We start from the raw sequence: 23,605 nt of genomic DNA, 5'->3' as shown, positions 1-23,605 counted from the left end.
CCCCTAGCGTCGGGTCATCTCCGGGCTCTTCGCGTCGACCCTGGAACCGCGTTCGTGCGTAGCTCGCTGAGGAATCCGGATGCCTGCTTCGGCGAGCCGACGCCTCGTGGCTTCCGGGCTGACGTACTCACCGACAGTCGGCGATTTGCCCAACGGCACCACCGAATGCACGATCGTCTGCTCGTAAACGTGCACAAGGTTGAACGCCTGGGCACCGTCACGGCCGCGGGTGCCGCCCTGAGGAACGTTGAGGTCCTGCGTGTAGCAGCTCGCGGAAGCCACCGATACCGGGACACCGGCGAACATGGCCGTAGTGGAGTAATGCAGGTGGCCGCCCAGGATGGAGCGGACATCCGAATTGCGCACGACGTCGGCCAGCGCGGCTTGGCCGCGCAGCTCCACGAGGATCGAGAGATCGAGGACGCTCGGGACCGGAGGGTGGTGGAGGGCAAGGATCGTGCCGTCCGGAGCCGGCGTCGCGAGCTCCGATCCCAACCAGTCGAGCTGGCCCTGGCTTAGCTCACCGTGATGGAAGCCGGGCACGGAGGTATCCAGCGTAATGATCCGCAGCCCGTTGACGAAGTAGCTGTGATCCACCGGCGCGTTATTGTCGCTCTGGTCGAAGAGGCCCGCACGGAAATTCGCCCGATCGTCGTGGTTTCCCATCGCCCAGATCACCCGCGCTCCCATCTCTCGACAGGCAGGTTCGACGATCGACCGGAGTTTGGCGTAGGCACCGGGTTCACCCTGATCGGCGAGGTCCCCGGTGAAGATTACGGCGTCGGGGCGGACCTTTGACGCATGCACTTCCGAAAAGAGTTGCCTGAGGTGGGCTTCACTATCAACCGCGCCGTAAAGGGGTTCCGACCCTCCCAACAGATGGGAGTCGCTAAGGTGCAGAAGTACGTGTCCTGGCCGCGGGTACTCGGCCTCGATGAGCTCCATTACTACCTTCGGGTCGGTAGGAGACGGCGCCTCCAGTGTCTGCCCCAATAAACCCAATCCAACCAGACAAAAGGCTAACGCAGGGTAACTTACGGTCGGAATGTTGGAAAATTACTCGCGTTGCCCCCGCGATCCTCGCTTATTTTCAGGCTCTCTTGACTGAAACATGTGCCGCCCCTCACAATAAGCGAATGGCTTTCACTAAAGAAGAGGCGGCCCTCATGCCGTCCGCGACCGTCAGCGTTGACGGCGGATTGAAGAAGAACGCAATCGGCACTCGCGACATTGTGTTCATGTTGGTGTCAGCGGCCGCTCCGCTGACCATCGTCGTCGGCATCGCCCCGCTCGCTCTCGCCGTGGGCGGCGTCGGCGCTCCCTCCATCTACATCGCCGCGGCTATCGGCCTGGGCCTGTTCGCCATCGGTTTCATGGCGCTCACCCGCCACGTCCGCTCCTACAGCGGCTTCTACGGCTACATCTCGAAAACCCTCGGCCGCGTGGTCGGCCTCGGCTCCGGCCTCACCGCTTGGATGAGCTACAACGGCCTGCAAATCGGCCTCTACGGACTGCTCGGTATCCAAGCCAACCTCGCCGTCAAATCCTTCACCGGCGTGGAACTTCCCTGGTGGCTCTACGCGATCGTCTCAATCGGGGCCGTCTGGTACCTGGGCTGGCGCGGGATCGACGTCGGCGCCAGGGTCCTCGCCGTCCTGCTCACCCTCGAAACCGCGATCGTTGCCATCGTCGCCGCGTTCGTCCTGGCCCAAGGCGGCGCACATGGCATCAGTTTTGAATCATTCAGCCCGCAGGCCATCTTCTCCCCGCAGTTCGCCGCGGTCCTTGGCCTGGGTTTCTCCGCCTTCATGGGATTTGAATCCGGAGCCCTGTACCGGGAAGAAGCCAGGGACCCGGACCGCAGCGTCCCTCGTGCCACCTACATCTCCGTCGCCTTCATCGGCGCGTTCTACGCCTTCGCCGTCTGGATCATCGTCCAGGCCTTCGGAGCTGACGCCGTCCAGGCGTTCGCCGCCGGCCACCTCGACGCCGGGGACACCGCCTACATCGCAGCGGGCAACTTCGCGGGCGGCTGGTGCGTGAACGTGATGAGCGTGCTGATCGTCACCAGCATCTTCGCCGCCCAGCTCTCCTTCCACAACACCATCAACCGCTATACCTTGTCCCTGAGCCGCGAGGGCATCTTCCCGAAGCGCTCAGGCCGGATCAGCGCGCGATACCGCACCCCCTCGGTGGCCGGCTTCGACCAGACCCTCCTCGCGCTCGCCCTCGTGATCGGCGCGGCACTGCTCCAGCTGGACCCGTTCACCCAGTTCCTGATCTGGACGAACACCCCGGGAGTGATCGGCGTCCTCCTCCTGCAGGCGCTCACGGGCGTCGGCGTCGTGGTCTTCTTCACCCGACTCAAGGACCACGGCCTTCGCTGGTACGTCATGCCTTCCGCCGTAGCAGCCACGATCATCATGTGTGCGGTGACCTACCTGATGGCCAACAACGCCCAATTGCTCACAGGCCTCCCGGCCGGGGACCCCGTCAACACCACACTGCTCGTATTTGCACCGCTCTTGTTTGCGGCCGGAACCGTGCTGGCCCTCGTGCTACGCAAGGTCAACCCGGCCGCCTACCAGCGGATCGGCCACGCCGAGTGATCCCGGAGCCTAGTCTTGACGAATGCAGACTCCCAGCAAAACCAGCCAGCTAGGACGGCCCCGGACACCGAGGCTCTCGCGGAAGGCGATCGGCCGCGCGGCGCTTGAGATGTTCGAAGAGGAAGAGAGCCTCTCCATCCCGCGGCTCGCGGAACGCCTGGGCGTCCGGCAGTCATCTTTCTACAAGCACGTCACGGGTCGCCAAGAGATCATCGAACTGGCCCGTGGCGCGCTCGTAGACAGAGCTCCGATGCCCGAGTTGCCGTCCGGCAGCCTCGACGACGTCATCCGCGAGATCTTCGACTCCCTCCGCAAGGCGTACAGCATGGTGCCGGCACTCCTTCCCCTCCTGCTCACGCAGCCGGTGTCACACCCGGCAGCCTTGGAGCGATACGACCAGTTTGTCGAAGCGTTCGAGATCGCGGGGGCGCCACGGCACCTCATCATTCCCGCGTTGGAAACCCTCGACAGCGCAGCGATCGGCGCGAGCCTCGACGCAATGACGATGGAATCCGCATGGAGCATCAACCAAGAGGAGGAAGGCACTTATCCCCATCTGTTCGCGGCAAAGAAAGCCGTGGCAGAGCACCCTGTAGACCGCTTCGCATTCCTGGCCGATGTCCTCTCGGCAGGATTGAAGGCAGCCATCGACGACGACTGATCCTCACCGGGCCGGCGTCGGAAACCCGAACACAACAAGGAGTTACATCTTGACCACGCCCGAGCCCATCGATCTCGTCATCTTCTCGTCCAGCATCCTCCACGGTGAGGCGCTCACAGAGACCGCCGGTTTCGTCGCCATCTCAGAGGGCCGCATTGCGCACGTCGGCCGCGCCGAGGCTGCCGATGAATGGACCGCACGAGCCAAACAGGTGATCGACGTCGCCGACGCAACTGTCTGCCCCGGCCTGATCGACGCCCACATCCACCCCATCCATGGAGCGGAAATCGCCCGTGGCCTTGACCTGGGCGGGATCACCGAGCTCGACGACGTCCGCGCGGCCCTTGCGCGGCACGCCGCTTCCACGCCGCACGCCGTCGGCTCCGATTGGTTGTTCGCTTGGGGCCTCGACCCTGCCATCTTCGGGGATGCGGTCTTCGACAACTCCCTCTTCGACCGCATCCTTGACGACGAGCTCGTTTCCATCACCCTGTTTGACGGCCATGCCTCGCTTGTCTCCGACGCCGCCCTCAAGCTCGCCGGCGTCACCGGAACGGAAGAACTGCCCAGCACCGGCTACGTCGGCCTCGACCAGCACGGCAGGCCCAACGGCATGCTCTACGAAATGGCCGCCCAGGAGCTCGTTCGCCGCGTCCTTCCCCAGCCCTCCTTCGAGCAGCGCGTCGACGAGCTCGGGAAGCTCCTGCGTTCCATGGCCGAATCCGGGCTGGTAGGAGGCCAGATGCTTGACTTCGGCGCCCCGGACACACTTGAAGTGCTGGCGGCTCTGGAGCGCAAAGGCGAGCTCGCCATCCGGCTGCGGATCTCGCCGTGGGTCATGCCGGGCGCCACCGAGGATGACCTGGAGGCCATGCTGGCGATGCAGGGCCGGCACGGCAGTCGCTGGCACGTTCACGGCATCAAGCTCATGGTGGATGGAACGATCGACAACGGCACGGCGTGGCTCTTTGAACCCGACACCCACGGAGAATCAATCCACCCGCTCTGGCACGATCCGGAGGCCCTTGCCGCGGCCATGAAGTTCTTCCACGAACACGGCATCCCCACCACCACGCATGCCATCGGCGACAAAGCGGTGTCCTTCGTCGCGCGGACCATCGGCGCCCTTCCCAAGAACGGCACGGTCCACCGGATCGAGCACATCGAGTCCATCCCGGATTCGGTCTTGACGGAAATCATCAGCGCGGGTGCCGCAACGAGCCTGCAGCCGACGCATTGCGCCCTCTACAGCCGCGCCGACCACACCGACAACTGGTCCCGCAGGCTTGGCAGCGAACGGGCCAACCAGGCGTGGCGGACCCGCGATCTCCGCGACGCCGGAGCAATCGTCGCCCTCGGATCGGACTGGCCTATCGCTCCTTTCGACCCGCGGGCGATCATCGCCTCAGCCCAGACCCGCCGACCGGCCGGCCGGCCCGACGTCGAGCCTGTCCAGCCCCAGCAGGCGCTGTCCGCGCGTGCCACGCTCGAAGGTTACACGAGCCAATACTGGAGGTCCGTCGGTGAGGAAGGCGGAATCGTAGAGAGCGGAGCCCGCGCCGATCTGACGGTGGTCCTGCACAATCCCCTGACCACCGCGCCGGACGAATTCGCGCAGACTCCGGTGATCCTGACGGTTGTTGACGGAGAAATCGTTGTTGACAACCGTCAGGCCCTCGCAAGGGGCATCTCCGACCTTGGTGAGGAATCGTTCCAGCCTGCTTAAGCGAGAGCCTCTTCGAGTGCCTCGATGAGCTCTTGGGAATCGGGCTCGACGGCGGACGGGAAGCGGGCGAGCACCTCGCCTTCGCGGCTCACGAGGAACTTTTCGAAGTTCCACTTCACCTTCTGCGGCTTGGAGCCGTCGGCCGTCCGGGTGAGTTCGGCGTACAGGGGGTGCTGCTCCTTGCCGCGGACCTTGGACTTGCTCGCGAGCGGGAACGAGACTCCGAAATTGCGCTGGCAGAAGTCCGCGATCTCGGCGTCGGAACCCCGTTCCTGGCCGGCAAACTGGTTGCACGGCACACCCAGAATCTCGAACCCACGGGCGCGGTATTTGCCGTAGAGCTCCTCAAGTCCCGAGTACTGGCGCGTGAAACCACACTTCGAAGCCACGTTGACTACCAGTACGGCTTTGCCCTCGAAACGCCCAAAGTCGGCCTGGGAGCCGTCGTTGAACGTCAAGGGGATGCTGTAGAACGGGGACATTGAATCGCTTCCTTACGACGTGGAACCTTGGCAAACTGCCGCATTCGAGTCTACGCGTGGCAGGGCGGCTGGACGGGCTCCAGGAAAGCGATGACTTCTACGGCTAAGGGGCCGTAGGGGTCGTTTTGGTAGTTGCAGTAGCCGACGGCTTGGGGCTGGCGGGCACTGACGGCGTGGGCTTGGTGGGTGCCGGCGTCGTGGGCGCCGGCGGGGGTGACTGGGTGTGCGTCACGGTCGGTACCGGCGCGGGGAGGCTCGGCGTCGGCGCCACCGTCACCGAGGGCGGTACCGTCACCGAGGGCGGTACCGTCACCGAGGGCGGTGCGGTCACCAAGGGAGGTGCGGTCACCAAGGGAGGTGCGGTCACCAAGGGAGGTGCGGTCACGGTGGGCGGGACTGTCGCCGTGGGCGCGTGGGTCACGGTAGGAGCCTGAGTCACGGTAGGGCTCGGCGTCTTGCTTGGAGTGGGGGTGGCAGTTGGCGAAGGCGTCGCGGTCGGGGTGCCAGTCCGCGGCGCACTCGGGGTGGCAGTCGGCGTCGCGGTCGGGCTCGGCGTCCCCGTTCGGGTGCCAGTCGGGCTCGCCGTCGGACTACTAGTGGGTGACGCCGTCGGCGTTTGCGTGCCTGTAGCAGACGGGCTCGGGGGCGCAACCTTCGCTTCCTGCACCCCGCCGGTCACCGCCTCTCTCGAGGGAACGGCTCCCGGGTCAGTCGGCACGGCCCCGGGGATGGACCAGACAGACCCCGCCGAGGTCGCGGTGGCGGAACCTGGCTGGTAGCTGACCATCGCGATATCGCCGAGGGGATCCACCTGCTTGGTTGGCAGGAACGTCCAGTTCATAGGGTTGGTGTAAACGCCCTTGAGGATCGTCTCGAAGTGCAAGTGGCAACCGGTCGAGGAACCCGTGGTTCCCACTCTGGCAATGACCTCGCCTACCCGGACCGATTGCCCCTTGGTCACTGCAATTCCCTGCAGGTGGTTGTACGTGGTGACAAGGCCGTTGCCGTGATCAATTTCCACGCGGTTGCCGCCACCCCACGGGTGCCAACCCACGGCACGGACAACGCCGGAGTCGGCTGCGTAGACGAGCGTGCCGCAAGCCGCGGCGAAGTCCTGGCCCCAGTGGAACTCCCCCGGTAATCCGGTGAAAGGATCGATCCTCAACCCGAAGGGAGAGCTCGGAAGCAGCGTTTCCAGCGGCGCGTAGAGTTTGCCGGCAGGGGGCCGGTCGAGGGAACTCGACGAGACGTTGAGAGTGCCGACGCCGTTCTTGTCGAGGGTTTGGACCGGGGAACGTTCAAAAGACACCGTGGCTTTGTCACCTGCCTGGACTGGGGCCGATGTCGCGCTTTGAGGCACGGCCTCCTGCGCGCTGGACGCGGCACCATCCGTGGGCAGCATGCCGGGTTCGACTTGGCCCGTGGCCAAGGATCCGTCCCTTGCCGGTCCGCCCAAACCCGGGCCCTGGAAACCAAAAGCGAGGATCACCACGACAGCGAGGAAGCAGGCCGAAAGGACCCGGCCAAATTTTCTTGTGAGCACCAGATCGACAATCCGGTCAGACTCATGATGCTTTCCCACAGCGGCTCCTGAGACAGGCGCTCATCCCCAGTACGGGCGCGCTTGTCCCATTGTGGCCGCTATGAAATTGAATGGGAACACTCGACTTCATACTTGGCCGGTCCGCGAAACACTCGCCGGACCGTAGCGGGCTACTCGCCGAGGTTCTCTTTCAGCAGCGCGCGGTGCTCGACGGCGGCATCCGAATGCAGCGCGCGGCCGGCGTCGGTGAGCTCGAGGTACAGCGAGCGGCGGTCATCCGTGCACGTTACGCGCGAGACGAGTCCGGCTTTCTCCAAGCGGTCAACAACCTTGGAGACGGCGCTCTGGGTCATGGGAGTCCGCTCCCCGAGTGCCTTCATGCGGCAGGCAGAGTCAACGCTTTCGGCAACGAGATCAAGGATTTCGAATTCGTTCAGGCCGATGTCGAACTTGGCTTCGAGGGCGCGGTCGATGGCGGCCGCGGTGCGGAAGTACGAGTTCTGGATGCTGCGCCATTGCTCAACCAGCTGGCGATCCTGCGTTGTTGCCATGGCCCGATTCTAGTCGAAACCCCAGATGAAGTCCACGTCATAAGATTCCTAGTCATATTCCTTGTCATTGAATGACGTGTCATATAGATTGATTTCCATGACTTCCCCAAGCACCCTCGCTAGATCTGCCGAGCAGCTCCATACAGCCGTCCGCTGGACCCGGGCCCAGTGGCTGCTGCTAATGGTCGTGTGCACGGTCCTGGCTCTCGACGGCCTGGACGTTTCCATGGTGGGCGTGGCCCTTCCCTCCATCGGTCACGAACTCCACCTCGGAACCGACTCCCTACAGTGGATCGTTTCCGCTTACGTCCTGGGCTACGGGAGCCTGTTGCTCCTGGGCGGGCGACTCGCCGACCTGCTGGGCCGGCGTCGGATCTTCCTGATCGCCTTGACCGTGTTCGCTGCGGCTTCACTCCTCGGCGGCCTCGTGAACGATCCCACCCTCTTGATCGCGACGCGCTTCGTCAAGGGCCTGGCCGCAGCGTTCACCGCCCCTACCGGGTTCTCCATCATCACCACCAACTTCGCTGAAGGCCGTGAGCGCAACAAGGCGCTGTCCATCTTCACCACGTTCGGCGCGAGCGGCTTCTCACTCGGGCTGGTGGTTGGCGGGCTCATGACCAGCCTGAGCTGGCGCTGGACCTTCCTCGTATCGGTCCCGATCGCCGTCGCCGTCGTGCTTCTCGGCATGTTGTTCATTCCCCGGGACAAGCCGTCCACGGAAGAGAGCGGCCATGATGTCTGGGGCGCAGTCACCCTCGCACTCGGCATGCTTGGCCTCGTGTACACCCTGGTTTCAGCTCCGGAGAAGGGCTGGGGATCTGTGGCAACAATCGCCGGATTCGCCATCTCTGCTGCCGTGCTGGCAACCTTCGCCGTCATCGAAAACCGCGTCAAGCACCCGCTCATCCGCTTCGGCATCCTTCGTGAAGGCTGGGTGGCGCGCGCCAACCTGAGTGCGGTTGGACTGTTTGGTTCCTATCTGAGCTTCCAGTTCATCCTCACCATGTACTTGCAGTCGGTGCTCGGCTGGTCTCCCCTGGGTATGGCACTTGCCTTGCTTCCCACCGGGCTCCTGGTGGCAACGAGCGCACCCTTCGCGGATAGGTTCATCGAGAAATTCGGCGCCCCGAAGCTCATCCTCACCGGCCTGACCGCCATGGGACTGGGCTACGTCCTGTTCCTCCGCGTCGGAACCTCACCCAACTACGTCCTGGACATCCTGCCCTCGGTGATCCTGCTGGGCATCGGGTTCGCCCTAGCCTTCCCGTCCATCAACGTCCAAGCCACCGCTGGAATCCGGGATTCGGAGCAGGGGCTGGCCGCCGGACTCATCCAGACCAGCACGCAGGTTGGTGCAGCCCTTGTCCTTGCCGTGACGACGGCCCTGGTGAGCGGGCATGACACCGGCGCAGGCACCGGCAGCACGCTCAGCGCCTCGGCCATGCTCGATCAGTACCGGCCCGGCCTGGTCTTGAGCGCTGCCGTGGCAATCGCGGCGCTGCTGGTGGCAGCGTCCCCGGCACGCCGCCGTCGGGCACTTGCCGAGCAACCCGCGGCCTAAGCGGACTCGCGTAAAAGGTGCCGGCCCGCTGTTTCCACAGCTGGCCGGCACCTTTTGCATTAACAAGTCGGCCCCTTGCGCCAACAGAATGCTGCGCAACAATGGACCATGGTCAACTTCCTGAAGAAGTGGCAAGCGGAGCTGCGGATGACTTTTACGGGTCACCCGCAGTCCACGCCTGACTGGGTGCTGCGGCTTGCGGAGGGAAACGACCCCGGATACCACCTTCCCGGCTCGGCCGTCTGGGCTATCCACGGTTCCATGTCCACGATCATCGCGGGAATCCGGGTGCTGCTCATGCAGTCCCTGCACCCTGGTGCCCTGGCGGGCGTGTACGACCATTCAGGCTTCAAACGGGATCCCCTCGGCCGGCTGGCAAATACCATCCGCTGGATATTCACCGTGAGCTACGGCTCCATGGACGCAGCCCACACGGCAACCCATTTCGTGCGACGGGTCCATGATTCCGTCAAGGGCAGCTACGTTGACGCGCACGGACAGACCCGCGAGTATTCAGCCAACGACCCCGAGCTTCTCCGCTGGGTCCACGTTGCCTACGCGGATTCCTTCGTGGCCGCGCACCGGATCTGGGGAGGTGCGGTCCCCGGCGGCGCCGACGCCTACATCCGCGAGTGGGCCCAGGCCGGCCGCCTGATGGGAGTCGAGGACCCTCCCCTGAGCCTCGCGGAAGTGACGGCGGAAATGGACCGCTGGTACGCCTCCGGACATCTCCGCGCCGACGAGCGGCTCAGGGAAACCATCGACTTCATCCGATATCCCCCGTTGAAAGCGTCGCTGCAACCCGGATACCGGATTTTGTTCGCCGCGGCCGTGGCCAGCCTGGAGCCCCGGTACCGGGAACTGTTGGGGCTGGAAAAGGCCCGTTTTGGCCCCATCCCGCTGCCGTCGATTCTTGCCGCGCGGGTGGTCCTCGCCGTCGTTCGCCTCACTTTGGGACGCAGCGGCCCCAGCGAGCAGGCCGCCCGTCAGCGGTTGCGGCGCTTGGGGTACACGGCTTAGATGCAAAGAAGCCCGGCGGAGCGGCTGCTGGCCGTCCCGCCGGGCTTCTCTGAGGAATTGCTAGATCAGCGCGTCCGACAGGTGGTTCGGCGTGCCGAAGCGGTGCGCCGTGATGCTGATGGCCTGCTCGTGCAGGAACGGCAGCATCTCGATGCGTCCGGCCGGGGTCACCGTGCCGTGGTAGATCGCGACGTCGGGACGACCGCCGGTGGCGGCGCTCAGCGCGCTGCTGTCCCCGCCGATCAGGCGGATGCGGCCACCGTTGATGCCTGCCGCGGAAGCCAGCCATTCGGCGTCGTTCTGGATGCGCGTGCTCACCCCGAGTCCCGCGAACGCTGCGATAACGGCTTCGGGAAGCTCGACGGCGGAAGACACCGTGAGTGCCGAACCCGCCACTGCCCCGGCTGCTACGACGCGAAGCAAGTCCACGAGCTTCCCACCCTCAGACAAGCGGATGGTCACGGGGAAGGCCCGGTACCGGAAGACGTTGCGCTCGGCACTCAGGCCGGAGACGTCCTTGCGGGTGCCGAATTCCGTGGCCCATGCCGCGGCGTCGCTGAAGAGCGCCTTCTGCAGGGCCTCCGCGTCGCTGGCCTCAACAAGCGGGCCTGCGGCCTTGGCCGCGGCCAGGATCGAAGCCGCCGCACCCTTGAGCGTTGCACCGCGCTTCGCGGCGGGCTCGGCAGGGAGCCAGCTGCCAAGTCCGACCAGGTAGTTGGGTCCGCCGGCCTTGGTGCCTGCGCCCACGGACGACTTCTTCCAGCCGCCGAACGGCTGCCGCTGGACGATGGCGCCCGTGATGCCGCGGTTCACGTAGAGGTTACCGGCCTGGATGGTGTCCAGCCAGACGCCCATTTCATCGGAATCGAGCGAGTGCAGTCCGGCGGTGAGGCCGTATTCGATCTCATTCTGGATGGCGATGGCTTCTTCCAAGGTGGACGCGGTCATCACGCCGAGGACCGGGCCGAAGAATTCGGTCAGGTGGAAGTAGGATCCGCGCTTGACGCCGAACCGGATGCCCGGGGACCACAGTCGGCCGCTCTCGTCGAGTTTCTCCGGCTTCACGGCCCAGGTCTCGCCGTCGCTGAGGGTTGTCAGGGTGTTGAGGAGCTTGCCGTTGGCCGGCTCGATGATCGGGCCCATCTGGGTGGTTGCCTCTTCCGGGTAGCCCACCTTGAGCGAGCGGGCTGCATCCACGAGTTGGTTGTGGAAGCGCTCAGAGGTGGCAACGGAACCTACCAGGATCACGAGCGAAGCGGCGGAGCACTTCTGTCCGGCGTGCCCGAAAGCCGAGTGCACGACGTCCTTGGCGGCAAGATCGAGGTCCGCGTGCGGAGTGACGATGATGGCGTTCTTGCCCGAGGTCTCCGCGAGCAGCGGGAGGTCCTGCCGGAAGGAGCGGAAGAGCTCGGCGGTCTCGTAGCCACCGGTGAGGATCACGCGGTCAACGCTGGGGTGCGAGACCAGTTGGGTGCCCAACTCGCGTTCTCCGAGCTGCACGAGCGCCAGCACTTCGCGCGGCACACCAGCTTCCCAAAGCGCGTCCACCATGACGGAACCGGAGCGGCGGGCCTGCTTTGCCGGTTTGATCACGACGGCGGATCCCGCCGCGAGTGCCGCCAGCGTGGAGCCTGCGGGAATCGCCACCGGGAAGTTCCACGGCGGGGTCACGACGGTGAGGTTCGCTGGAACGAACGTGGCGCCATCGACCGTTTCCAGGTCCTTGGCGCGCTCGGCGTAGTAGTGCGCGAAGTCGATTGCTTCGCTGACTTCGGGGTCGCCCTGTTCGATCGTCTTGCCGGTCTCGGAGGCCATGACCTCAAGAAGTTCGGCGCGGCGGGATTCCAGGATGTCGCCTGCCCGGTGCAGGATGGCTGCGCGCTCTGGGGCCGGCATGGCTCCCCAAGCTTTGCCGTGTTCGACGGCGGTGGCAATAATGCGGTCCAGTTCCTGGGCGTCCCTGACCTTGCTGGCTTCAACGATCGCGGTGCCGCCGGTGGAGCCAGGAATGCGCTCCAGGATGGCGCGGCCCCAGGCCCGGTTGGCGGGCAGGGCAGGATCGGTGTCCGGCGTGTTGGCGAAACCATCTTTGGGCGCCGACACGGCGGGCTCATTGCGGTCCTGCGTGCGGTTGGGGGCCGGAACGGCGTCGTCCAGCTCCGCGAGCGAGGCGAGGAAGCGCTGCTTCTCCCGTTCGAACAGCGATCTGCTTTCTGGGGAGTTCCCCCCAAGTTCGAAGACCGCGGACATGAAGTTGTCCTGGCTGGCGCCTTCTTCGAGGCGGCGGATCAGGTACGCGATGGCGACGTCGAACTCGCCCGGGTGCACCACCGGCGTGTACAACAGGAGGCTGCCGACGTCCTTGCGGACGGCTGTGGCCTGGCCCGTGGCCATGCCGAGGAGCATCTCGAACTCAATGCCCTTCGTGACCCCGCGCTCCTTCGCCAGCAGCCACGCGAAGGCCACGTCGAAGAGGTTGTGGCCTGCGACGCCGATCCGCACAGCATCGATGTGCTCAGGGGTGAGGGCGTAATTCAGGACTCGCTTGTAGTTGGTGTCCGAATCCTGCTTGGTGCCCCACGTTGCGAGCGGCCAGCCCTGGATGGACGCCTGGACCTGTTCCATGGGCAGGTTGGCGCCCTTGACGACGCGCACCTTGATGGGGGCGCCGCCGTTTGCCCGGCGTGCCGCAGCCCATTCCTGCAGTTCCTGCATGGCCGAGAGCGCGTCCGGGAGGTAGGCCTGAAGCACGATGCCGGCCTCGAGGTTCTTGAATTCGGGCTTGTCCAGGATCCGGGTGAACACGGCCATGGTCAGGCTGAGGTCCTTGTATTCCTCCATGTCCAGGTTGATGAACTTGGGCTTGGGGAACGATGCAGCCAGCTTGTAAAGCGGCGTAAGTTTCTCCACCACGTGGTCCACTGCTTCATCGAAGGCCCACAGCGAGTGCGGGGCCACCGTGGAGGACTCCTTGATGGAGACGTAGTCGACGTCGTCACGCGCCAGGAGCTTGAGGGTTCCCTCGAGCCTGCGGCTGGCTTCGCGTTCGCCCAGGACGGCCTCGCCCAGCAGGTTCACGTTCAGGTGGACGCCGTTCTGCTTGATCTTGGCGATGGCCGGTCCGAGCTTGGCGTCCGTGGCGTCCACGATCAGGTGGCCCACCATGTCGCGCAAGACCTTGCGGGCGATCGGGATGACTACCTGCGGAAGAACCGGAGCCATGACACCGCCGGTACGCACAGCGGCACGCATGTACCAGGGCAGGAAGGCCGGGACCTTCGGGGCAAGCTTCGCCAAGTTGCGGCCGGCGACGGACAGGTCCTCGGGGCGGATGACGCCGTCGACGAATCCCACGGTGAAGTCCAGGCCGTTCGGGTCCTTGAGTACGCCCGCGAGGCGCTGTGCGGAAACGTCAACGGGCACCTTCGAGGCTTCGGTGAGCCAGTGTCGAACCAGTTGGATGGCTTCGTGGGCCAACTCCTGGAGGTGTCCGGATTCCGGGGCGGACTGCGCCCTGGCGTCGATGCTCGAATCCCGGGTTGGTGTGCTCATGCGCTTCGTTCCTTTTGGTGCGGAGAGGGCTTTGTTTCCATCAGTATGGATCTACAATCAGATTAGGAAAAGCGATCTTTTCTGAAGAATATTCATTAGATTTCTCGACCCTTCTGGAGAGCCGAATGCTGGATGTCCGTAGGCTGCGCCTGCTGCACGAATTGAAGATCCGCGGAACCCTCGCAGAAGTGGCGGACGCGATGAAGTACAGCCCGTCCTCGGTGTCCCAGCAATTGACTTTGCTGGAGAAGGAAGCCGGCGTGAAACTGCTGAGAAAATCCGGCCGGCGAGTGCAATTGACGCCGCAGGCCGAGATCCTCGTGGAGCACGCGGCAGCGGTGCTGGCCACCCTCGAGCGCGCAGAGACGGATCTCGCGGCGTCTCTCTCCACAGTGACGGGAACAGTGCGGCTGGCCGTGTTCCAAACCGCTGCACTGGCCCTCATGCCGGACTTCCTCACCATCATGAAGGGCGAGTATCCCGAAGTGCGCGTAGAGATGATCCAACGCGAACCGGAGACTGCCCTCTATGAAACCTGGGCCCGCGACTTCGACATCGTGGTGGCCGAGCAATACCCCGGACACGCGGCACCGCACCACCCCGGCTTGGACCGGGCCACCCTGACCAGCGACGCCATCAGGCTGGCCACTCCCCCGATTGGCCTTGGCGGGGAATCGATCTCCTCACTCGCGGATACGGCTGCGCTGCCATGGGTCATGGAACCTCATGGCGCGGCGTCCCGGCACTGGGCGGAACAAGCATGCCGCTCCGCCGGCTTCGAGCCCGATGTCCGCTACGAAACGGCCGACCTCCAAGCTCAAATCCGGCTCATCGAGTCCGGCAATGCCGTGGCCCTCATGCCGGACCTCGTCTGGACGGGACGGACCACGCCGGTCCAACTGCTTGACCTGCCGGGACTCCCGAAGCGGACAGTCTTCACCTCAACACGCACCGCTGGCCGGATCCACCCAGCAATCCTGGCGTGCCGGGAAGTGCTGGAACGGGTGGCTGCGGAACGGATGTAGGGCCGGGGTTGATTGGCTGGTTCCCTCGGATTCTGCACAATCATTCCGCTCGCAGGGACAATTCGAATAGAGCCGGAACGCAAAAAGGCCCCGGTCCAAAAGACCGGGGCCAAACGCGGAGAATGGGGGATTTGAACCCCCGAGGGCGTTAACCCAACACGCGTTCCAGGCGTGCGCCATAGGCCGCTAGGCGAATTCTCCATGCTTCTGAATCAAAAGCAGACTCCACTGTACCCGAGAATTTCAGCATCGCCCAATCGGGACTTTCATGGTGCCGAGCCGCCCCGCCCTGCGCTTAAACGTAAAAATGGACGCCCCCAATGCGTCCATTCCTCCGGCACTCCGTTGAGCTGCTGGGTCCAGCCCCTGAAACCAGGCCCTGCAGCTCACAATCTTGAGATTGCCCCAATCGGTGTACATACCCATAGTCCGCTGCGTTCAGCGGTTTGGCAATGGAGATTAGAAACCATCCTTTGACCTGTTTTTGGGCGGCCACTGGGAGGATGGTGCCATGAGCCAGCTACACGCCCTCGTCGTCTACGTCCCGGTGTCTCACAGCGAGACCTTGCTGGCCGCGATCGGCGATGCCGGGGCGGGCAGAATCGGCGACTATTCACATTGCTCCTTCACTACTCCCGGCACAGGACGTTTCACTCCACTGCCAGGGGCACAGCCGTTCGTCGGAGCCGTGGGGCAAGGCGAGTCCGTACCGGAAATCCGGGTCGAGTGCGTAGTTGAAGCGGACATGCTCGACGCAGTAGTACAGGCCCTGCGCTCAGCCCACCCTTATGAGGAGCCTGCATTCATGACGTGGCCAGTGAACGGTTGGCGCTAACCACTGGACATGCCCTCCCCTGCTCGCGAGCACTGGACATAATCCCAATATGTCCAGTCCTTGGCTCACACAAGGGGCATGTCCCTTGGAACCACCGAGCACCGGGGGGACATGTCCATTTTTTGGCTCTCACAACGCACATGTCCGCAAATTCGGAGGGCTCGATAACTTCGGGTAAGCTTGTCGACGGCCCCTCATGTGGCGTCATCCTGTTGAACTCCCCCAGGACCGGAAGGTAGCAAGGGTAGATGGGCTCTGGCGGGTGCATGAGGGGTCTCTTATTTAAATGTCAGTCCCTATAGGTAGGTTTCCCCTGTGACTGTTACTACTGCTCTTTACCGCAGATATCGCCCCGATTCTTTCGCGGACGTTATCGGGCAGGAACACGTCACCGAGCCGCTCATGACGGCCCTGCGCAAAAACCGGGTCAACCACGCCTACCTCTTCTCCGGCCCGCGCGGCTGCGGAAAAACCACCTCCGCCCGCATCCTCGCCCGCTGCCTCAATTGCGCCGAAGGGCCCACAGACACTCCTTGCGGCAAATGCAACAGCTGCGTTGAGCTGGCCCGAGGCGGCTCCGGCTCGCTCGACGTCATCGAGATCGACGCCGCCAGCCACGGTGGCGTGGACGACGCCAGAGATCTTCGCGAACGCGCCACCTTCGCCCCGGTCCGGGACCGCTACAAGATCTTCATCATTGATGAAGCCCACATGGTCACCTCTGCCGGCTTCAATGCGCTGCTGAAGATCGTCGAAGAGCCGCCGGAACACATCAAATTCATCTTCGCCACCACGGAGCCGGACAAGGTCATCGGCACCATCCGCTCACGCACGCACCACTACCCCTTCCGGCTGGTGCCGCCCGAGCCCCTGATGCAGTACCTCGAGCTTCTCTGCCAACAGGAGAACGTGCCCGTCGCTCCCGGTGTGCTCTCCCTCGTCATCCGGGCCGGCGGCGGGTCGGTGCGCGATTCCCTCTCCGTACTTGACCAGCTCATGGCCGGCGCCGGACCCAACGGCCTGGACTATGAACTCGCAGTCGCGCTGCTTGGATACACCCACGCTTCACTGCTCGACGACGTCGTCGAGGCAATCGCCGCGTCCGATTCCGCCACCGTCTTCCGAGCCGTGGACCGTGTCATCCAAACAGGACACGATCCCCGACGCTTCGTCGAGGACCTGCTGGAGCGGTTCCGCGACCTCATCATTGTCCAAGCCATGCCGGAAAGCGCCCAAGCCATCCTTCGCGGCATGCCGGCGGACCAGATCGCCCGCATGCGGAGCCAGGCCAACAACCTCGGTGCCGCCGAGCTCTCCCGTGCCGCCGATGTCACTAACACCGCACTCACTGAGATGACCGGCGCCACCTCGCCCCGGCTGCATCTCGAACTGCTCTGCGCCCGCATCCTGCTGCCAAGTTCCGAGCAGGCCGAACGTGGCATCGCCGCCCGGATCGACCGCGTCGAACGCCGCCTCAACTACGGCGGGGCACTTCCTCCCGCGGAAGCCCAAACGCCGCCGGTAGCTGCCGCGGCTCCTTCGATTGTCGCCGCGCCGACCGCCCGCCCGGCGGATCAAGCAGCGGAGCGCCCGACGGCGGCCGCCAGTCCCGCTCCCGCCTCACCAGCGCCCGGCTCACCAGCGCCCGTGCCACCGGCGCCCTTGCCAGCCGAGGTCGCTGAGGCTCCCGCGCCCGGCCGTTCGCCTGCCTCCGGCGAACCGTCCAGGGAACAACTGACACCGCCACGGGTCTCCACTACTGACTGGCCCGTGGATGAATCCAGGCAACAGGCCAGCCGTCCGGCTCCCGAACAAGCTGCCCAAGCTCCTGGTCAGCTTCCTGCTCAAGCTCCCGCGGCGCGCCCCGTTGCCCAGGCGCCATCCGCTCAACCAGCGGCAGATCAGGACCGGACCCAGTCCTCGGCCGCACCAGCTCAAACGGCCGCGCCACGCCAAACGCCCGAGCCTGCCCGGGCCCAGGCGTCAGCCCCCGCACAAGCGCCAGCGCCCGCGCAGCCCTCCCGGCCCGCCACCGGGGGCGCCGATGTCGAGGTGATCCGGCGGGCTTGGCCCGAGATCCTCCAGACGCTGACCAAGATCAAGCGCAGCAGCTGGGCTCTGGTCGGAGCGAACGCACAGGTTGCGCAGTTCGACGGCCAACTTCTGACTCTGGCATTCAGCACTGACGGCCTTGCGAGCGCTTTCAGCCGAGCAGACCATGCCGAGAACCTTCGCCAGGCAATCCACAAGACGATCGGCATCGACTGCCAGATCACTTCGGTAGTCGGCGGCAACAGCTCAGGTAGCTCTGAACCAAACCCAAAAGCACCGGCTGACCCGACGCCCCCTGTAGGGGGTGGCGCCTCTCCCGTTGTGTCATCCGCCGTGGACAGCGCATGGGGACTTGCCCCTGCGGCACAAAGCCCTGCCGCCCCGGAAGCAGAAAAGGCCGTCGCGGCACCAGCCCCCGAGGCCGCTCCGACCCAAACCGTTTCCCCTGTGCAGGCTTCCGCGTCGGCAGCTGCCCCGACATCGTCCGCCGCAGCAGCTGCGTCGTCCCCAACGGCACCGACAGACCCGGCCGCGGACTACTCGTACTCGGACGATGATTGGGGTCCCCCGCGCGACGAAGACGCTCCCCCGCTTGACGAAGAACCGCCCATGGATTGGGAGCCGGCAGCTCCTCCGGGCTTCGCCGCCGTGCCCACGGCCGGCCCCGCCGCCCGATCGTCCGCCAGCACGGCAGCCCCGGTAGCCGCACCATCGCCAGCCGCTTCGCCCCGCGCTGATTCGGACCAGAACAGCTCAGTCCCCGCCACCTCTGCCCCCACGAGCAAGCGCTCCACCCAAGCATCTTCGGAGAAGAAGTCCAAGGTCCCGGAAGATCCATGGTCCAGGGCTGTCGAGCACGCGCCGGGATCGTGGGTGGTCGGCACCGAGTCCAACGTTGGCTCGGCAGCTTCGGGCATCTCTGCCGGTTCTGACGGTCAGGCCAATTCATCCGCCCCGGCGACACCCAGTCCCGTCTATGAACCTGCGGCCGCGCAGATTCCAAACCAGCCGCAGGCTTCAGTGCCGGCACCGGCCACCGCGCCGGCGCCCGACCCCGCGCCTTCGGTCGTAGCACTCGCACAAGCCGCTCCCACTCCGCCTGCCCCCGCGCCTGCGCCTGCGCCTGCGCCTGCCCAAGGATCAACCCCCGCAACAGTGCCGGTGCCTTCGGGAACCGGGAAGCAGAGCCTCTACCAACGGCTTTCGAACAGCCCGGAAGCCATGGCCGGCCGTGAGAAAGCACCGGCACGGGCTACCGTCGCGCCTGGCAGCGTGGTGGAGGACATTCCGAGTGCCGACGATGAAACCATCGAGGAGTCGGGAGTCTTTGGACGCGCAGCCGTCGAGCGTATTCTGGGCGGAAAGCTACTGGAAGAACGGTCGCTGGACAGCATGCGCCGCTAACAACGAGACGCCGTCCCAACACCCTGCGTGGGCCCGCAAGGTGTTCGGCGGGGAACCTCAAGGAACCCTGTCTAAGAGCCCGCCGGCGCCCGAGAAAGGTGCCACCAAACCGCGACGCCCGCCGAACAGCGACGGCGTCCACACCAAACGAACGAGGACATTGTGTACGAAGGCGCAGTACAAGAGCTGATCGACGAGCTCGGCCGGCTCCCCGGCGTCGGGCCGAAGTCAGCGCAGCGCCTGGCCTTCCACATCCTTGAGGCCGATCCCGAGGACATGAAGCGGCTGGTCGCGGCCATCACCACAGTCAAGGAACGCGTGAAGTTCTGCACGGTCTGCGGCAATGTCACCGAGCAGGAGCTGTGCAACATCTGCCGCGATCCGCGCCGCGACCCCTCCGTGATCTGCGTGGTCGAAGAATCCAAGGATGTCCTGGCGGTGGAACGCACACGGTCCTTCCGTGGCCGGTACCACGTCCTCGGCGGCGCCATCAATCCGATCGCCGGAATCGGGCCCGAGCAACTCCGTATCCGCGAGCTTCTGACCCGGCTCAACGACGGCGCCATCCAGGAAATCATCATCGCGACCGACCCCAACCTTGAGGGCGAAGCGACGGCCACCTACCTGGCCCGCATGTTGAAGTCGATCGGCATTACCGTCACCCGGCTTGCGTCCGGCCTCCCGGTGGGCGGAGACCTGGAGTACGCGGACGAAGTTACCCTGGGAAGGGCCTTCGAGGGTCGCCGCAACGCCCTCATGTAGGCACCCCGCTTCCCGGAACGCCCCCGACGCCGCTACGGACCCTTAGGCGACCCGCCCGGCTTACGCGATCCGCGTCCCGCTGGCCAACCGGCCTGCGGGCGTCCGCAGCGAACGCCAGCCGAGCCACATGAGCAGCCCCGTCAGGACCAGTTGCAGGCCGAGTCCCAGTGGCCACAAGGGCGTCGTCTGCTTGAGGTACTGCGGCTGCGGCACGCCGTTTGCGCATAGGTAGGAGTGGTCCGGCCCGGCGAGCGCGGACCTGGCACCCTGGCTGATGCCTTCGATCATGCCGACCGAGTAGAACACCGATCCGCTCCGGTCCGGATACGGAATGGCGTCGGCCACCACCACGTAGGGGTTCAACGCGAGCATCCACGCCACGCGTTCGGTCCGGGCGGCCGGGTGCTCAACCAAGGGACCCTCGCAGGTGTAGGCCGGTTGCGCCGGTTCAAGCGGTTGTCCCTGCTGATTCGGCTGCACGGGCGCATACAAGACGCCACGGCCAACGGGAGAGTTGGCCAATACCGTGCCCTGCGCCAGTTGCGTTCCCAGTCCGAAGGAAATCAACGATCCGACCACCAGTGCGGCGACTACCAAATAGGTCACCACGATCGAGAACAAGGGCCGCCCCGCAAGCGCGGAAATCCCCACTCCGATCCCGCAGACAACGGCCAGTTCCACCGCCAGCATCAGCAAGGAAACCACGACGTGCCCCGGGGTCAGCCCGCCTTGGAACATCCCGAAGACAAGGAACGGGGCACTCGTTGCGAGGAAGGCGAGTGCCGCGAGCCATCCCGCGCAGAACTTGCCCCAGAGAATCTGGCCCGGAGTCAGCAAAGTGATCTGCAGGATGGCAAGTGTGCCTCCGGCCCGGTCTCCGTTGATGGCATTGGCGGACAGCGCGGGCGCCACGAGCAGGGCAAACAGGAGCACGAAAGCCAGGACGACCTCGAAGATCATGGACCCGGCCCCATCCTGCTGCGCCAGTGCCGACGGCGGCATTGTGGAACGCCGCGTTTCCATGCTGGCGTTCCATGCGAGCCAGGTCAGCCACGTCACCACCGCGATCACAAAGAACCAGATGCCCAACATGATGTACCAGCCGCGGGAACGCAACCGCTGTTTCATCTCAAGGACCACGACGTCGCGGATCCCGCCAAGATAGCCGACGACGGCGTTCCCGCCGCCCGTAGCTCCCCGCGGTCCCGCAGGGCCCCGCACGGTGTCATTCACGTTGCTCATTGCCTCTCCGTATCCAGGTTCATGTACGTCTCTTCGAGGGCACCGGCTGCCGGGGCGAAGGAAACCACGCCGATGCCGGACCGGACGAGTTCGGCCAAGAGGGCGGCAGCGCCGTCGTCGTGCGTCAGCAGCAAGGTGACCGACGGGCGGCGGCCCGCCTCCACGCGGTACTCCAGCCCCAGTTCGCTGAGCTTTGCTATGAGGGCCGCGTTGTCGAGGGCTGTGATGGCGTAGCGCCGGCCCTGCAGGGCGGCCTCCTCGAGGGTCTGCTGTTTCACGGTGCGGCCCTGGCTGACGAACACCGCTCCGTCCGCGATTTCATCGAGTTCACTGAGCACGTGGGAGGAAACCACCACGGCTTTCCCTTCCCCGGCCAGGCGGCGCAGCAGGTTTCGGAGCTCCACGCGGGATCCCGGGTCGAGGCCGGACGCCGGCTCGTCGAGCAGAAGCACGGAGGGGTCGTGGATGAGAGCCCTGGCCAGGCTGAGCCGTTGTTGCTGGCCTCTGGAGAGGACCCGGGCCGGCTGGCCGGCAAGGGTGTCCAGCCGGACAAGTTCGAGCAACCCGGCAACACGCTGGGCGATACCGGACTTGGGCAGACGGTAGAAGCGCGCCATCTGGACCAGGATTTCGCGTGCGGTCAAGGACTCCCACACCCCCAGGGTGTCCGGCATCCAGCCGATCCGAAGCCGCGCGGCGGCGCTGTCGTGCAGGGGATTCAGGCCGTTGATCCGGATGGTCCCGGAGTCGGGCCGCAGAAGCGAGGCAAGCATGAGAAGGAGGGTCGTTTTGCCTGCGCCGTTGGGACCGATGAGCGCCGTGACCTTCCCTGGCGGGGCATGGAAATCGATGTGCTCGACGGCGTGGACCGTACCGAAGCGGCGTGAGACGCCTTCCGCGGATACTCCGAGGGCGCCGCTCACCGGGACGCTTGAACTTTCAGCTATGGACATGCTCTACTCACCTGTTTCCCCCAAACAGAACAAGTACGCTTCAATTCCCGTGAGCCCACATTCCCCCAGGCTGCGTATTTCTTGATCGTACGCCAAGCCGAAACTGCCCGGCACGCACCCAAGGGCCGAGATTTGGTCACAATTCCCCCGCCCGCCGCGCCCGGCGATAAACTGGCCACATAAGCCACGTAGCCGTGCCGCTATCTGGCCACGCAACGTATGATCCCCAATTGAGCAGTGAGGGTGCGCGCATGAGTTTGCCCACTACCGATGTGAAAACCGAAGACCTGACCGCGCAGACTGCCAAGACCAAGCAGCTGATCGTGCAGAAGTTCGGCGGCTCCTCGGTGTCCGATGCGGAAGGCATCAAGCGTGTTGCCCGCCGCGTGGTTGACGCACAAAAGGCCGGCAACGAGGTTGTTGTGGTGGTTTCCGCCATGGGAGACACCACGGACGAACTCCTGGATCTCGCCGCCCAAGTCACCGATTCTGCTCCCGCTCGTGAGATGGACATGCTCCTCTCCGCAGGCGAGCGCATCTCCATGGCCCTGCTCGCCATGGCCATCAACAAATTCGGCGCCTCAGCGCAGTCGTTCACCGGCTCCCAGGCCGGCATGATCACGGACGGGATACACGGCAAGGCCCGCATCATCGACGTCGACCCCCACCGCATCCGTACCGCATTGGACAAAGGGCACGTCGCCATCGTGGCCGGCTTCCAGGGCATGACCCGGAGCACAAGGGAGATCACTACCCTTGGCCGCGGCGGATCCGATACCACTGCCGTGGCCCTCGCCGCCGCGCTCGAAGCGGACGTCTGCGAAATCTACACGGACGTCGACGGCATCTACACGGCCGACCCCCGCGTGGTTTCCACCGCAACGAAGATCGACCGTATCTCGAGCGAGGAAATGCTGGAACTGGCAGCTTCCGGCGCCAAGATCCTGCACTTGCGTTGCGTGGAATACGCCCGCCGATTCGGTGTGCCCCTGCACGTCCGGTCCTCATTCAGCCAGAACGAAGGCACCTGGGTCCTACCCAGCGCCGACGACAAGATCACGATTCAAGAGGGAGTTGCCTTGGAGCAGCCAATCATCTCCGGTGTTGCACACGACCGTTCAGAAGCCAAGGTCACTGTGGTCGGCGTCCCGGACATCCCGGGCAAGGCCGCCGCAATTTTCCAGGTCATCGCCAAGGCGCACTCGAACATCGACATGATCGTCCAGAACGTGTCCACGCACGGTACCGGCCGCACGGACATCTCATTCACCCTGCCCATCGTGGAAGGCGCCGATGCCCTCACTGCCCTCCGTGCGGCGCAGCCTGAAATCGGCTTCGAAAGCATCGAATACAACGAGAACGTCGGCAAGCTTTCGCTGATCGGTGCCGGGATGCGTTCGCACCCGGGCGTCTCCGCCACCTTCTTCAAGGCACTCTCCGACGCCGGGATCAACATCAACATGATTTCCACCTCGGAGATCCGTATCTCTGTCGTCACGCACGCCGATCTGCTTGATGATGCCGTTCGCGCCATCCATAAGGCGTTCGATCTCGACGGCGACGCCGAGGCAACCGTCTATGGCGGCACCGGCCGCTAGACGGCCTCCGCCGCCTAGCATCCGCC

18 protein-coding genes, 1 tRNA gene, 1 other RNA gene and 1 pseudogene are annotated in these 23,605 nt (G+C 64.9%); 13 read left to right on the top strand and 8 right to left on the bottom strand.

The window, feature by feature from the left end:
• Positions 1 to 3 precede the first annotated feature (3 nt).
• The gene (locus tag AC4CS3_RS07465) at positions 4 to 945 is read right to left on the bottom strand and encodes a phosphodiesterase (protein ID WP_490782862.1); all 942 of its coding nucleotides are present in this window, start codon (positions 943 to 945) and stop codon (positions 4 to 6) included.
• A gap of 191 nt (positions 946 to 1,136) precedes the next feature.
• Between AC4CS3_RS07465 and AC4CS3_RS07460 the strand changes: the two genes are divergently transcribed.
• The 3 genes from AC4CS3_RS07460 to AC4CS3_RS07450 are packed head-to-tail and all read left to right on the top strand — an operon-like array spanning position 1,137 to position 4,996.
• Positions 1,137 to 2,609 (top strand): APC family permease, encoded by a 1,473-nt coding sequence (locus AC4CS3_RS07460; RefSeq protein ID WP_490782861.1) that lies wholly within the window; start codon positions 1,137 to 1,139, stop codon positions 2,607 to 2,609.
• Positions 2,610 to 2,631: 22 nt separating this feature from the next.
• Positions 2,632 to 3,270 (top strand): TetR/AcrR family transcriptional regulator, encoded by a 639-nt coding sequence (locus tag AC4CS3_RS07455; protein ID WP_490782860.1) that lies wholly within the window; start codon positions 2,632 to 2,634, stop codon positions 3,268 to 3,270.
• Between the two features lie 49 nt (positions 3,271 to 3,319).
• A complete protein-coding gene (locus AC4CS3_RS07450; RefSeq protein ID WP_490782859.1) occupies positions 3,320 to 4,996 on the top strand; it encodes an amidohydrolase in 1,677 nt (558 codons plus the stop codon).
• On the opposite strand, the gene AC4CS3_RS07445 is transcribed toward AC4CS3_RS07450, so the two are convergent.
• The gene (locus tag AC4CS3_RS07445) at positions 4,993 to 5,478 is read right to left on the bottom strand and encodes a glutathione peroxidase (protein WP_490782858.1); all 486 of its coding nucleotides are present in this window, start codon (positions 5,476 to 5,478) and stop codon (positions 4,993 to 4,995) included. The genes AC4CS3_RS07450 and AC4CS3_RS07445 overlap by 4 nt on opposite strands.
• Positions 5,479 to 5,603: 125 nt before the next feature.
• Here AC4CS3_RS07445 and AC4CS3_RS07440 point away from each other — a divergent pair, with 125 nt between their 5' ends.
• Together AC4CS3_RS07440 and AC4CS3_RS07435 are read left to right on the top strand one after the other, a co-directional pair.
• Entirely contained in the window at positions 5,604 to 5,912 is a 309-nt protein-coding gene (locus tag AC4CS3_RS07440) for a hypothetical protein (RefSeq protein ID WP_490783058.1), read from the top strand.
• Between the two features lie 36 nt (positions 5,913 to 5,948).
• Positions 5,949 to 6,257: a hypothetical protein gene (locus AC4CS3_RS07435; RefSeq protein WP_490783057.1), complete on the top strand. Its 309-nt coding sequence runs from the start codon at positions 5,949 to 5,951 to the stop codon at positions 6,255 to 6,257.
• A 122-nt stretch (positions 6,258 to 6,379) separates the two neighbouring features.
• On the opposite strand, the pseudogene AC4CS3_RS07430 reads toward AC4CS3_RS07435, so the two are convergent.
• Together AC4CS3_RS07430 and AC4CS3_RS07425 are read right to left on the bottom strand one after the other, a co-directional pair.
• Positions 6,380 to 6,880: pseudogene (locus AC4CS3_RS07430) on the bottom strand (M23 family metallopeptidase); the annotation flags it as partial.
• 311 nt (positions 6,881 to 7,191) lie between these two features.
• Positions 7,192 to 7,572: a MarR family winged helix-turn-helix transcriptional regulator gene (locus tag AC4CS3_RS07425; protein WP_234752616.1), complete on the bottom strand. Its 381-nt coding sequence runs from the start codon at positions 7,570 to 7,572 to the stop codon at positions 7,192 to 7,194.
• A gap of 97 nt (positions 7,573 to 7,669) precedes the next feature.
• Between AC4CS3_RS07425 and AC4CS3_RS07420 the strand changes: the two genes are divergently transcribed.
• Positions 7,670 to 9,136: an MFS transporter gene (locus AC4CS3_RS07420; protein ID WP_490782857.1), complete on the top strand. Its 1,467-nt coding sequence runs from the start codon at positions 7,670 to 7,672 to the stop codon at positions 9,134 to 9,136.
• A 108-nt stretch (positions 9,137 to 9,244) separates the two neighbouring features.
• Positions 9,245 to 10,156 (top strand): oxygenase MpaB family protein, encoded by a 912-nt coding sequence (locus AC4CS3_RS07415; protein WP_490782856.1) that lies wholly within the window; start codon positions 9,245 to 9,247, stop codon positions 10,154 to 10,156.
• Between the two features lie 60 nt (positions 10,157 to 10,216).
• Here the strand turns inward: AC4CS3_RS07415 and AC4CS3_RS07410 are convergent, their stop codons facing one another.
• Positions 10,217 to 13,708 (bottom strand): proline dehydrogenase family protein, encoded by a 3,492-nt coding sequence (locus AC4CS3_RS07410; protein WP_490782855.1) that lies wholly within the window; start codon positions 13,706 to 13,708, stop codon positions 10,217 to 10,219.
• A gap of 125 nt (positions 13,709 to 13,833) precedes the next feature.
• Here AC4CS3_RS07410 and AC4CS3_RS07405 point away from each other — a divergent pair, with 125 nt between their 5' ends.
• A complete protein-coding gene (locus AC4CS3_RS07405) occupies positions 13,834 to 14,733 on the top strand; it encodes a LysR substrate-binding domain-containing protein (protein WP_490782854.1) in 900 nt (299 codons plus the stop codon).
• A 116-nt stretch (positions 14,734 to 14,849) separates the two neighbouring features.
• Here AC4CS3_RS07405 and AC4CS3_RS07400 read toward each other — a convergent pair.
• Positions 14,850 to 14,934: transfer RNA gene (locus AC4CS3_RS07400), tRNA-Ser, on the bottom strand.
• 310 nt (positions 14,935 to 15,244) lie between these two features.
• Between AC4CS3_RS07400 and AC4CS3_RS07395 the strand changes: the two genes are divergently transcribed.
• From AC4CS3_RS07395 to recR, 4 genes are all read left to right on the top strand, one after another.
• The gene (locus AC4CS3_RS07395; protein ID WP_490782853.1) at positions 15,245 to 15,568 is read left to right on the top strand and encodes a hypothetical protein; all 324 of its coding nucleotides are present in this window, start codon (positions 15,245 to 15,247) and stop codon (positions 15,566 to 15,568) included.
• Positions 15,569 to 15,753: 185 nt separating this feature from the next.
• Positions 15,754 to 15,850, top strand: an RNA gene (ffs, locus tag AC4CS3_RS07390) — signal recognition particle sRNA small type.
• Positions 15,851 to 15,883: 33 nt separating this feature from the next.
• Positions 15,884 to 19,024, top strand: coding sequence for a DNA polymerase III subunit gamma and tau (locus AC4CS3_RS07385; RefSeq protein WP_490782852.1), 3,141 nt, complete (start codon positions 15,884 to 15,886; stop codon positions 19,022 to 19,024).
• 162 nt (positions 19,025 to 19,186) lie between these two features.
• The gene (recR, locus tag AC4CS3_RS07380; protein WP_028265726.1) at positions 19,187 to 19,786 is read left to right on the top strand and encodes a recombination mediator RecR; all 600 of its coding nucleotides are present in this window, start codon (positions 19,187 to 19,189) and stop codon (positions 19,784 to 19,786) included.
• A 60-nt stretch (positions 19,787 to 19,846) separates the two neighbouring features.
• Here recR and AC4CS3_RS07375 read toward each other — a convergent pair whose 3' ends face one another.
• Together AC4CS3_RS07375 and AC4CS3_RS07370 are read right to left on the bottom strand one after the other, a co-directional pair.
• Positions 19,847 to 21,028 carry an ABC transporter permease gene (locus AC4CS3_RS07375; protein WP_490782851.1) on the bottom strand — a complete coding sequence of 394 codons (1,182 nt, stop codon included), beginning with the start codon at positions 21,026 to 21,028 and terminating at the stop codon, positions 19,847 to 19,849.
• Entirely contained in the window at positions 21,025 to 21,981 is a 957-nt protein-coding gene (locus AC4CS3_RS07370; protein ID WP_490782850.1) for an ABC transporter ATP-binding protein, read from the bottom strand. Before AC4CS3_RS07370 ends, AC4CS3_RS07375 begins: the two co-directional genes overlap by 4 nt.
• 251 nt (positions 21,982 to 22,232) lie before the next feature.
• Here AC4CS3_RS07370 and AC4CS3_RS07365 point away from each other — a divergent pair, with 251 nt between their 5' ends.
• The gene (locus AC4CS3_RS07365) at positions 22,233 to 23,579 is read left to right on the top strand and encodes an aspartate kinase (RefSeq protein WP_441412819.1); all 1,347 of its coding nucleotides are present in this window, start codon (positions 22,233 to 22,235) and stop codon (positions 23,577 to 23,579) included.
• The last annotated feature ends 26 nt before the right edge of the window (positions 23,580 to 23,605 follow it).

The organism is Arthrobacter sp. SE2, assembly GCF_058244265.1.
This window is presented reverse-complemented; position numbering and strand designations above follow the sequence as displayed.

What these genes read in the sequence shown, in the direction of transcription:
- AC4CS3_RS07465 (WP_490782862.1), bottom strand. Translation starts at nt 945, where the DNA reads ATGGAGCTCATCGAGGCCGAGTACCCGCGGCCAGGACACGTACTTCTG.
- AC4CS3_RS07460 (WP_490782861.1), top strand. Translation starts at nt 1,137, where the DNA reads ATGGCTTTCACTAAAGAAGAGGCGGCCCTCATGCCGTCCGCGACCGTC.
- AC4CS3_RS07455 (WP_490782860.1), top strand. Translation starts at nt 2,632, where the DNA reads ATGCAGACTCCCAGCAAAACCAGCCAGCTAGGACGGCCCCGGACACCG.
- AC4CS3_RS07445 (WP_490782858.1), bottom strand. Translation starts at nt 5,478, where the DNA reads ATGTCCCCGTTCTACAGCATCCCCTTGACGTTCAACGACGGCTCCCAG.
- AC4CS3_RS07425 (WP_234752616.1), bottom strand. Translation starts at nt 7,572, where the DNA reads ATGGCAACAACGCAGGATCGCCAGCTGGTTGAGCAATGGCGCAGCATC.
- AC4CS3_RS07420 (WP_490782857.1), top strand. Translation starts at nt 7,670, where the DNA reads ATGACTTCCCCAAGCACCCTCGCTAGATCTGCCGAGCAGCTCCATACA.
- AC4CS3_RS07415 (WP_490782856.1), top strand. Translation starts at nt 9,245, where the DNA reads ATGGTCAACTTCCTGAAGAAGTGGCAAGCGGAGCTGCGGATGACTTTT.
- AC4CS3_RS07410 (WP_490782855.1), bottom strand. Translation starts at nt 13,708, where the DNA reads ATGAGCACACCAACCCGGGATTCGAGCATCGACGCCAGGGCGCAGTCC.
- AC4CS3_RS07405 (WP_490782854.1), top strand. Translation starts at nt 13,834, where the DNA reads ATGCTGGATGTCCGTAGGCTGCGCCTGCTGCACGAATTGAAGATCCGC.
- AC4CS3_RS07395 (WP_490782853.1), top strand. Translation starts at nt 15,245, where the DNA reads ATGAGCCAGCTACACGCCCTCGTCGTCTACGTCCCGGTGTCTCACAGC.
- AC4CS3_RS07375 (WP_490782851.1), bottom strand. Translation starts at nt 21,028, where the DNA reads ATGAGCAACGTGAATGACACCGTGCGGGGCCCTGCGGGACCGCGGGGA.
- AC4CS3_RS07370 (WP_490782850.1), bottom strand. Translation starts at nt 21,981, where the DNA reads ATGTCCATAGCTGAAAGTTCAAGCGTCCCGGTGAGCGGCGCCCTCGGA.
- AC4CS3_RS07365 (WP_441412819.1), top strand. Translation starts at nt 22,233, where the DNA reads ATGAGTTTGCCCACTACCGATGTGAAAACCGAAGACCTGACCGCGCAG.